This is a genomic window from Mesorhizobium sp. M4B.F.Ca.ET.017.02.2.1 (assembly GCF_003998955.1).
Classification (GTDB): domain Bacteria; phylum Pseudomonadota; class Alphaproteobacteria; order Rhizobiales; family Rhizobiaceae; genus Mesorhizobium; species Mesorhizobium abyssinicae.
The window spans coordinates 1-10,467 of sequence record NZ_RZOF01000231.1; the positions used below are offsets into that span (position 1 = coordinate 1).

Consider the following 10,467-nt stretch of genomic DNA (forward strand, 5'->3'; position numbering starts at 1 on the left):
TTCCAGCACCTCGATGTCGGCGGCGCTGTAGCCCTCGCTGCCGTCGCGCGAGGCGGCCGGGCGCCTGGCCGCCGCCTGCACCAGCGGGTCTGCCGGGCGCGTGCTGGCGCGAACCGGCTGCGGTTGCTTTTCCAGGTTGCCGAAAAGGTCGTTGCTGTCGTCCATGCTCGCCTAGAGTCCGGTACTGCGAATCACTCCTCGATACTGCCACGCTTTTGACGGGCGAACGAGGTTCCTGTTCCGTTCGGGGGTTTGGAGCCCTCTTATCCTAAAACCTTTCGATAACCAAGCCGGCGGAAATAGGTCGAATCCAACGGGTTCGGATACGTGTTTCTTTAACAATAACCCATAGCGTAAGCCCTAACGAACAAAAGACCACGGGCGTCAGGGGTTTCGCGTGAGGGGCAAGGCCATAACCATGATCGGCATCGCCGCCGTTTTCGGCGCGATCTCGATCTTTGCCGCCGATTTCTGGGTCAAGAGCCAGGCGAGAGCCGATTCCGAAGAGAAAACGGCCTCGATCGTGGTGCCCCAGGCGCCCAAGGTCGAGTTCAAGACCATCGTGGTGGCGAACGCGCCGCTGCGCTACGGCATGCAGCTCGACAAGGCTCAGCTCAACGAAATCCCGTGGCCGCAGGATTCTCTGCCGCAGGGCGCGTTCACCTCCGTCGACGAACTGCTCAAGGAAGGCAGCCGCGTGGTGCTGTCGCCGATCGAGGTCAATGAGCCGGTGCTGCTCACCAAACTGTCGGGGCCGAACGGCCGCGCGACGCTCTCCAACATGCTGTCGCCGGGGATGCGGGCGGTGACCATCCGCACCGATGAGATCGCCGGCGTCGGCGGCTTCGTGACGCCGGGCGACCGCGTCGATGTCGTGCTGACCCGCGACGCCGGCGATATCCAGGAAGTGGCCAAGAACGCGCAGGGCGCATCCGGCTCGACGATCACGTCCGAGATCGTGGTCGCCGATGCCAAGGTTCTGTCGGTCGGCCAGGGCGCTGACGAGCGCCAGACCGAGCCGCAGGTTGCCAATTCCGTGACCCTCGAGGTGACGACCGACGGCGCGAAGCAGGTGGCGCTGGCCCGCACCGTCGGCACGCTGTCGCTGTCGCTCCGCTCGGCCAGCGACAGCAGCGCCGGCACGGACGGCCTCACCACGATCTCGTCCTTCGGCGGTTCGGTGGCGGCAACCGCGGGGGCGGCGGCCGGCTCGCTGTTCAACGCGGTGGCGACGGAGCCTGAGAAGCCGAAGTTCAAGACGATCATCGTGACGCGCGGCACGCAGGCCGAAGAGTACAAGGTGCCTTCGCCGGACCAGCAGCAGCAGCAATAGCCGGTGGGGACCGGCGGGGACAGGGATAATGTTTGGGCTGAACACACATAGCTTGACGCAGGGGCTGCGCCTCGCAGGCGCGCTCGTCGTGGCGGTTGCGCTGGCCGGGGCTGGAGTGCTTGCGTTCGGCGGGCCGGCGCGAGCCGGCAATGACGTCGTCTATGTCTCGGCGACCAAGAACGCTTCGATCAAGGTTGCCAAGGGCAAGCCGCGGACGATCATGACGAGCGCGGCCTTCTACCAGATCGTCATCGGCGATCCGGAGATCGCCAACGTCAACCCATTGACCGACAAGTCCTTCTATGTGCTCGGCAACAACCTCGGCACCACCGGCATCGCGCTGTTCAACGAGAGCAAGCAGCTGGTCGGCACGATCGACATCGAGGTGACGCTCGACACCGAGCAGCTGGCGAACACCATCCGCGCCAGCGTGCCGGACGCCAAGATCAACGTCGGCTCGGCCAACGGCCGCGTGGTGCTGTCGGGCGAGGCGGACGATGCGGTCGCCGCCGAGAAGGCGAACAAGATCGCCAGCCGTTTTTCCGGCAACGAGGAGGTGATCAACTCGGTCAACATCTCGTCCTCGCAGCAGGTCCAGCTCAACGTCCGCTTCGTCGAGATCAACCGCCAGGCCGGAATTGATCTCGGCGCCAAATACAGCGCCAATTTCGCCTACGGCCTCGGCGGCCGCGACGTGACGATCGATCCGGGAACGATCCCGGCGGCGGGAACCGGCGAGATCATCGGCCGGCTGCTGTCCAACGGCGTCTCGATCGACATCGCCATCAAGGCGCTGGAGGAGCGCGGCCTCGCCCGGCGGCTCGCCGAGCCGAACCTGATCGCCCGCTCGGGCCAGACGGCAAGCTTCCTCGCCGGCGGCGAATTTCCGATCCCGGTCTCGGAAGAAAATGGCAAGATCAGCGTCAGCTACAAGAAATACGGCGTCAGCCTCGATTTCACCCCGACCGTGCTGAAGGACGGGTTGGTCAGCCTCGACATCGCGCCGGAGGTGTCGTCGATCGATGCGTCGGCCTCCTACAATATCGGCGAGATCTCGGTGCCGGGCTTCATCGTGCGCCGGGCCAAGACCTCGATCGACCTGAAGAACGGCCAGAGCTTCATGATCGCCGGCCTGCTGCAGTCGCAGAACGACATCACCACGTCGCGCCTTCCAGGTCTCGGCAAGCTGCCGGTGCTGGGTTCGCTGTTCTCGTCCAAGGCGTATCAGCGGCGCGAGACCGACCTGGTGATCATCGTCACGCCCTATCTGGTCAAGCCGGTCGATCCGTCGAAGAAGATGGTCGAGCCGACCGACGGCACGCAGCCGGCCAGCAATTCGGATTATTTCCTCAACAACACCGAGGAAGTGAAGGTTTCCGATCCAAACCGCGCCGTGGCGATGGCCGATGGCCGCGTCACCCAGCCTGCCGCGCCGACGGCCGGGCATTTCCTCGATCTGCCGAAGGATTGAAGCCATGCGTCCGGTTCCGCGACTGATGCTAGCCCTGTTGCTCGCCGGCCTCTGCGGCTGCACCAGCGACGACTATGTGCGCACCGAGGGCGTGTCGCCCGCCGCCGGCAACGCGCAGGCGGCCAATACGGTCATGCAGATGGTCGATCCGTGGAAATACGGCGTCCAGAACACCAGGCTGCTGGTGCCGGCGCAGCGCAGCAGCGCGACCGGCAGCGGCGACGCTGATCAGGCGGCAGGCGAGAAGACGGCGCAGACGAGTACGACAACCAACTGATTTCTTTGACCTGACGGGCTGACGACATGGCAAGCGGCATCAAGAGCAAGAAGATCCTGCTCGTATCCACCGACAGGACGTTCCTGCAGGACACCCGCACGGCGTTCGCCGCCTCGGACGTCATCGAGCTTCTGACGGTCGAGAAGAACGTCACCGAGCTGCGCGGCGAGGTCCAGGAGGCGGATTTCGGCGCGCTGATCGTGGACATGGACGCGGCCAAGCTGGAGGAGATCGAGTCGCTGCAGCGCGTCATGCGCCGGCTGGAGGGCCGCGTGCCGGTCGTCGTGGTCACGCAGGAATTCAACGCCGCGGCGGTGCGCATCCTGGTCCAACTCCAGGTCGCCGACTTCCTGGTCAAGCCGATCACCACCGCCGACCTGGTGCGTTCCGTGGTGCGGGCGCTGCAAGGGCCGGGGCGCGAGGAAAACACCGAGTCGCAGATCTACACCTTCATGCCCGCCGCCGGCGGCGTCGGCACCACGACGCTGGCGCTGCAGACCGCCTTCCAGCTGCATCATTCGGTGACGCGCGGCGCCTCGACCTGCGTCGTCGACCTCAACTTCCAGCAGGGCGCCTGCGCCGAATATCTCGACCTCGAGCCGCGCTTCGACATCACCGAAATCGAGAACCAGCCTGAGCGGCTCGACCGGCAGCTGCTGGATGTGATGCTGTCCAAGCATGCGAGCGGGCTGTGCGTGCTGGCCGCACCGACGCGCCCGTCGGAAATGCGCTCCTTCAAGACCGACGTGGTGGTGCGCATGCTCGATCTCGTCTCGGCCTATTTCGACAATGTCGTCATCGACATGCCGCGCACCTGGTTCCCCTGGACCGAGACGGTGCTGCTCGGCTCCAACAAGCTCTACATCGTGGCCGAGATGACGGTGCCGTGCCTGCGCCACACGCAGCGCCTGATCCAGGCGATCTACGAGACCGCCGGCAGGGAAGTGAAGCCGAACGTCATCGTCAACCGCTTCGAGCAGAAGATGTTCGACAACGGCATCAAGCAGGCCGACGTCCAGGACATCCTCGGCGAGCATTTCGTCGGCGGCATCTCGAACAACTACCGGCTGGTGCGCGAAGCCGTCGACCGTGGCGTGCCGCTGCACGACATCGATCCGAACGCCAATGTCGTCAACGATCTCAAGAAGATCATCCTGCCCGAGGAAGCGGTGACGACGACGGTCAAGTCGAAGTCGCTGTTCGGCATCGGCAAGGGTCTCTTGAAGAGGAAGGCCGGATGACCAGCCGCTTTTCAACCCTGCAGAACCGCGACCTGCGCCCCCAGCGCCCGGCCGAGGCCGCTCCGGTCGCGCACCATGCCGTCGTCATCCCGACGACCCGCAAGCCCGTGGCGCCCAAGGCCGAAGCAGCGCCCGGCAAGAACACCAACAAGGTGCTCGACGCGCGTGTGCGCATCCACCGCATGCTGCTGGAGGAGATCAACCTCGTCGCGCTGGAGCGCCTGCCGAAGGACGAGATGCGCCGGCAGGTGCATGAATTCGTCTCGGAAAAGACCCGCCAGGAGCGGATGGCGATCAACACCGCCGAGCTCGACGCGCTGGTCGACGACATCGTCGACGAGATGGTCGGCCTCGGCCCGCTGGAGCCGCTGCTCAAGGACCCGGAGATCAACGACATCCTGATCAACGGCCACCAGAACTGCTTCGTCGAAAGGCGTGGCAAGCTGCAGCAGGTGCACATCCCGTTCAAGGATGAGGCGCATCTGCTTCGAATCATCAACAAGATCGTCGCCGCTGTCGGCCGCCGCGTCGATGAATCGGCGCCGATGGTGGACGCGCGCATGCTCGACGGCTCGCGCTTCAACGCAGCCATCCGGCCGGTCGGCGTCGACGGGCCGCTGGTGTCGATCCGCAAATTCTCCAAGAACAAGCTCGGCCTGCACAAGCTGGTCGAGTTCGGCGCCATCACCCAGAACATGGCCGAGGTGCTGGCGGCGGCCGTGCATGCCCGCAAGACCACGATCATCTCGGGCGGCACAGGCACCGGCAAGACGACGATGCTGAACGCGCTGTCGGCCTTCATCCCCGAGGACGAGCGGCTGATCACCATCGAGGACGCGGCCGAACTGCAGCTGCAGCAGCCGCATGTCGCGCGCATGGAGACGCGCCCGGCCAATATCGAAGGCCACGGTGAATTGAAACAGCGCGACCTGGTCAAGAACGCGCTGCGCATGCGTCCCGACCGCGTCATCCTCGGCGAGTGCCGCGGCGAGGAAGCGTTCGACATGTTGCAAGCGATGAACACCGGCCATGAAGGCTCAATGGCGACCATCCACGCCAACACGCCGCGCGACGCCATTTCGCGCCTCGAGCAGATGCTCGGCATGACCGGCATGCCGATGACCGTGCAGTCGATCCGCAGCCAGATCGCCAGCGCCATCGACATCATCGTGCAGTTGACCCGCCTGTCGGACGGCAAGCGCAAGGTGACCAGCGTCGCCGAGGTGACCGGCATGGAAGGCGACGTCATCCAGATGCAGGAGATCTTCCGCTTCGTGCGCACCGGCATGGAGGCCGACGGCAAGATTCTGGGGCATTACGAGGCGACCGGCATCCGCCCGCGTTTCCTCGAGGACCTGCGCGCCATGGGCATCGAATTCCCGGGCAAGTATTTCGAACCCGGCCGTCCGCAGGAGTGAACGGTGTTCGAGGGTTTTAGCGCGATCTACGTCGTCTACGCCGCCGCCGCGCTCACCGGCATCATGATCGCCGAGGCGTGCTACCTGCTTTATGCCGGCCGCAGCGACAAGCGCACGGCCATCAACCGGCGCATGAAGCTGCAGGAGAACAAGATCAGCCAGGAGCAGGTGCTGATCCAGCTGCGCAAGGAACGCGGCCTGGAGGCCGGCGCCTCGGCGTTCTCGCTCGATCGGTTCCGCGCGTTGCGCACCCAGTCCGGCATGACGATGCCCTTGTCCAAGTTCCTGACCATCACCTCCGGCGTGGCGCTGGTGCTGGGCTGCGTGGCCGTCTGGTACGGACTGCCGCTGCTGATGGGCCTTCTCCTGTTTGTCGTGCTGCTGCCGGTGCTGCCGGTCATGGCGATGCGTTTCCAGCGCGGCCGCCGGCTGAAGCGGTTCGGCATGCAGTTGCCGGAGGCGCTGGAACTGATCACGCGCGGCCTCAAGGCCGGCCATCCGGTGCCGGTGGCCATCGCCATGGTGGCGCGCGAGATGCCGGACCCGATCGGTACCGAGTTCGGCGTCATCGCCGACGAGGTGACCTACGGCTCGGACCTGGTGTCGGCGCTGAACTCGCTGTTCGACCGCGTCGGCCACGAAGACCTGCCGCTGTTCGTCACCGCGGTCTCGATCCAGACCAGCTCGGGCGGCAATCTGCGCGAGATCCTCGACGGGCTGTCGTCGACGATCCGCGAGCGCGGCAAGCTGCGCCGCAAGGTGCGCGCGATTTCGACCGAGGGCCGCATGTCGGCCTACATCCTGACGGCGGTGCCGGCGCTGCTGTTCGCCGCCATCATGGTGCTGATGCCGCGGTTCTATCGCGAGGTGTGGGGCGAAGCGAAGACCTGGTACCTGCTGGGCGGCTCGATAACCTGGCTGATGCTGGGCAACGCCATCATGTTCAAGATGTCGAACTTCCGGTTCTGACATGCAGCGCGTGATCGAATTCCTCGCCTCGCTCGCGCCGACCTCGCTGATGCCGGTGGCAGTGCTGCTGCTCCTGCTCGGCGGCAGCGCGGTGGCCTGGCCGCTGGTCGTTGCCAAGGGCGACCGCAACGAGGTCAAGCGCCGGCTGAAGGTCGAGGAGGCGAGCAAACCCGTCGAACAGGCCGAACCGGCGCCGCGCAAGAATTCCAACGCGGTGCGCGAGAAGGCGGTAAAGCGGGCGCAGGAATTCTACGCCAAGAGCGACCCGGAAAATGTCGCGCGGCTGCGCATGAAGCTCATCCAGGCCGGCTACATGGAACCGCGCGCGATCGGCACCTTCTTCCTGATCCGCTTCGCGGCCTTCATCGGTCTGGCTCTCGGCGCCTTCCTGGTCAACCACTGGATGGCCAGCGCCGATTCGACCATGACCAGCCGCTGGAGCTTCGTCATCCTTTCGGGCGCCGCCGGCTACTTCCTGCCCGGCCTGGTGCTGAGCCAGAAGGTGCGGGAGAAGATGCGCGAATACCGCAATGGCTTTCCCGACTTCATGGACCTGATGATCGTCTGCTCCGATGCCGGCATGAGCATGGAGGCCGGCATCGAGCGCGTCTCCAAGGAGCTCGCCAAGACCTATCCGGCGCTGAGCCAGAACCTGCAGCTGGTTTCGCTGGAACTGAGGGCTGGCCGCAGCCTCGACGACGCGCTGAAGGCGCTCGCCGATCGCTTGAGCCTCGATGAGGTGCGCTCCTTCGCAACGCTGCTGCAGCAGTCGAAGGAGTTGGGCACCAGCCTGTCGGGCGCGCTGCGCGTCTTCTCCGACGAAATGCGCCACAAGCGCATGTCGCTCGCGGAGGAAAAGGCGCATGCCTTGCCAGCCAAGATGTCGGTGCCGGTGACGGTGTGCATCCTGCCCGTGGTGCTGATGATCGCCATCATTCCCATCATCGTCAAAATGACGGCGCACTAAGGTTTACGCTCCGCGCCGGTTCTCGGAAACCGCCTGGTTTGGTCGCTCCGCGTCCGTCTTCGACTCCGGCTCGGCCTGACCTGAATCCGACAGACCTTGGGTCGAATTGCACCTTTGTTCGAAACCAATTCTTAGGCGCGTTTCGGCACCGAAGGTTAATCGCCCTCTTGTAGAGTGCTTCCTGAAGAACGACCCGGCAAATCGGGCGATGGGGCAGGGGCATGCGTCACAGACTTCCCACGGCAGCGGCCGCACTGGCAGCCGTCTTGATGATCACCGGTTGCACGACCAACAACGCCGTCGACACGACCAAGACGACCGCGATCCAGCCGACGTCCAAGGACGTCAGCGCGTCGGACCTGGCGGAAGGCAAGGCGCAGTTCCGCGAAGCGAATTACGGCCTTGCCGAAAAGCATTTCCGCAAGGCGGTCGAGCTCAAGGCCGACAATGCCGAGGCGTGGATGGGGCTCGCCGCTTCCTATGACGAGCTCGGCCGTTTCGACTTCGCCGACCGCGCCTACGACCAGCTCCTGAAGGTCGCCGGGCGCAAACCGCAGATCGTCAACAATATGGGCTATTCGCAGCTGCTGCGCGGCAACAAGAAGAAGGCCAGGGTCCTGCTGCTCGAGGCCAAGGCCCACATGGCCGACCAGACCGTCGTCGACGCCAATCTGGCACTGCTGAACAAGAGCTAGAGGCCTTACCAGGCTGGACTGGGTCGTCCCGCTCGAATTCACCGGCTATTCGCCGGTTGGTTTCGCGCTGGCGGACGGCCCGCCTCGTCCGCTGGCTTGCCCGCAGCACAACATCGGCGTGCGTCCTCCTTGGGAGGGATCGACACGGGGTCGCAACAGAACTGTTCCAATCTAAACCATAACGTTCCTAGTCTTCGTATCTGCCCTGCCAAGTAGTGGACGCTTTGTAAACCTTGTCTGAAAGTAGGGCTGAAAGGTTAGCGGAAAACGGTGTCGGCGGGCCGCCGTTAACCTAGAATGGGGGTGCAACCGACGACTCCCAAGAGGCTGCGCTCAAGAATGTTGGATTTTAGTTCGCTCCTGCTCGCGGCGGCGCTGTCGGGCACGTGCCTAAGCATAACCATGCTGGCGATCTGGTTCACCGCTCCGCGGGCGCGCTTCGTGCTGACGGTGGCGTGCGGCATCCTCGTGCTCGTCGCGCATGTCGTGCTGTTCTGGCAGTACACCAAGGAGCCCAACCCCTGGCTCTGCCAGGCGGTGCTGGCGCTGCTCAGCCTCGGCTTCCTCATCATCTGCCTGTCAGCCATGCAATATCTGGGTGTCGGCAACCAGGGCAGCGTCGTTGTGCCGACGGTGACGGCCATGGCCGTCTGTGCGCTCGTGACCTATCTCGGCTTTGACGGTGTCGGCTTCATCATCACCTATACGACCGTCACGGCGCTGCTCGCCGTGATCGGGGTGATGTTCTGGACCAAGGGCGGTCACGATCGTCGGATCCTGCTGGTCGTCTCGTTTCTCAGCGGTACCTGTGCGGTGTCCTTCGCGCTATGCGGCGCGATGCTGGCGATCCATGGACAATGGGTGCTCGGCGTGGCGCCCGATAACTGGGCGGAGCGGCTGAATACCGTCGTGGCGGTCGCCTGCATGACCGGTCTCGGCGCGCTGACGCTTTCGCTGCATCACCTGCAGGCGCAGATCGAATTGAAGGCCGAGACGCTGACCGATCCGCTGACAGGGCTGATGAACCGGCGGGCGCTGAACTCGCTCTACGGCGAGCGTGCCTTCGGTCCGTTCATGGCGGTCGTCATGTTCGACCTCGACCATTTCAAGAGGACGAACGACCTGTTCGGCCATCCGGTTGGCGACAAGGTCTTGTGCCGCTTCGCCGCGATCATCAGGAAGTACGGCAGGAACGGCGTCGATGCCTTCCGCCTGGGCGGCGAGGAGTTCGCGCTGGTCATCTCGCGCATGACGGAAGAGAAAGCTTACGATCTTGCCAGCAAGATCGGCGTCGCCTTCGGCGCCGAGGTCGTGCCGACGCCGCGCGGTCCGTTGCGAAGCTCAGTCAGTGGCGGCATCGGCTTTGGCGCGGCCGGCGGCAGCAGCCTGGACGAGGTGCTGGCCGAGGCAGACAAGGCGCTCTATGCCGCCAAGCACGCCGGACGGAACCGTGTGCTCGTCCTGGACAAGGAGAGCAAGGCCGGCGGGCCGGCCCTGCGTTCCGCCTGATTGCCGGCCAGGCTACTCGGCGGCGCCCAGATATTCCGACAGCGGCGGGCAGGAGCAGACGAGGTTGCGGTCGCCGGCGACATTGTCGATGCGCGACACCGGCGGCCAGTATTTGGCCGAGGTGTCGGCGTCGCCGGCGGGATAGGCCGCCTCCAGCCGCGAATAGGGATGCGACCACTCGCCGGCCAGCGCCTCCGCCGCGGTGTGCGGCGCGTTGACCAGCGGGTTGTCGTTGAGCGGCCACTCGCCCTTCGCCACCTTGGCCGCCTCGCCGGCGATGGCAATCATCGCCTCGCAGAAGCGGTCGAGCTCGCGCTTGGGCTCGGACTCGGTCGGCTCCACCATCAGCGTGCCGGCGACCGGGAACGACATGGTCGGCGCGTGGAAGCCGTAGTCGATCAGGCGCTTGGCGATGTCATCGACGCTGATGCCGGCGCTCTCCTTGAGCACGCGGGTGTCGAGGATGCACTCGTGCGCGATGCGATCGTGCCTGCCCTTGTAGAGGAGCGGGAAGTGCGGCGCGAGCCTTGTCGCCACATAGTTGGCCGAGATGATGGCGGTCTCGGTAGCCTGCTTCAGGCCGGAAG

The 10,467-nt window shown here is 64.9% G+C and carries 9 protein-coding genes and 1 pseudogene; 9 read left to right on the top strand and 1 reads right to left on the bottom strand.

The annotated features are described in order from the left end of the window. Positions 1-397: 397 nt before the first annotated feature. From cpaB to EN738_RS23360, 9 genes are all read left to right on the top strand, one after another. Positions 398-1,333 carry a Flp pilus assembly protein CpaB gene (gene cpaB / locus EN738_RS23320; protein WP_245478519.1) on the top strand — a complete coding sequence of 312 codons (936 nt, stop codon included), beginning with the start codon at positions 398-400 and terminating at the stop codon, positions 1,331-1,333. Between the two features lie 28 nt (positions 1,334-1,361). Next, the gene (locus EN738_RS23325) at positions 1,362-2,804 is read left to right on the top strand and encodes a type II and III secretion system protein family protein (protein ID WP_127285760.1); all 1,443 of its coding nucleotides are present in this window, start codon (positions 1,362-1,364) and stop codon (positions 2,802-2,804) included. Between the two features lie 4 nt (positions 2,805-2,808). Next, positions 2,809-3,081: a hypothetical protein gene (locus tag EN738_RS23330; RefSeq protein WP_127285761.1), complete on the top strand. Its 273-nt coding sequence runs from the start codon at positions 2,809-2,811 to the stop codon at positions 3,079-3,081. Between the two features lie 26 nt (positions 3,082-3,107). Beyond that, positions 3,108-4,322: a response regulator gene (locus EN738_RS23335; RefSeq protein WP_127285762.1), complete on the top strand. Its 1,215-nt coding sequence runs from the start codon at positions 3,108-3,110 to the stop codon at positions 4,320-4,322. Continuing rightward, positions 4,319-5,740, top strand: a complete 1,422-nt coding sequence (locus EN738_RS23340) for a CpaF family protein (protein WP_127285763.1) — start codon at positions 4,319-4,321, stop codon at positions 5,738-5,740. Before EN738_RS23335 ends, EN738_RS23340 begins: the two co-directional genes overlap by 4 nt. Positions 5,741-5,743: 3 nt before the next feature. Continuing rightward, positions 5,744-6,709 (top strand): type II secretion system F family protein, encoded by a 966-nt coding sequence (locus tag EN738_RS23345; protein WP_127285764.1) that lies wholly within the window; start codon positions 5,744-5,746, stop codon positions 6,707-6,709. 1 nt (position 6,710) lies between these two features. Further along, positions 6,711-7,676: a type II secretion system F family protein gene (locus EN738_RS23350; protein ID WP_127285765.1), complete on the top strand. Its 966-nt coding sequence runs from the start codon at positions 6,711-6,713 to the stop codon at positions 7,674-7,676. A 221-nt stretch (positions 7,677-7,897) separates the two neighbouring features. Then, positions 7,898-8,371: a tetratricopeptide repeat protein gene (locus EN738_RS23355; protein ID WP_127285766.1), complete on the top strand. Its 474-nt coding sequence runs from the start codon at positions 7,898-7,900 to the stop codon at positions 8,369-8,371. Between the two features lie 339 nt (positions 8,372-8,710). Continuing rightward, positions 8,711-9,880, top strand: coding sequence for a GGDEF domain-containing protein (locus EN738_RS23360; RefSeq protein ID WP_127285767.1), 1,170 nt, complete (start codon positions 8,711-8,713; stop codon positions 9,878-9,880). A gap of 12 nt (positions 9,881-9,892) precedes the next feature. On the opposite strand, the pseudogene EN738_RS23365 reads toward EN738_RS23360, so the two are convergent. Beyond that, positions 9,893-10,467, bottom strand: a pseudogene (locus tag EN738_RS23365) (glycine dehydrogenase (aminomethyl-transferring)); the annotation flags it as partial.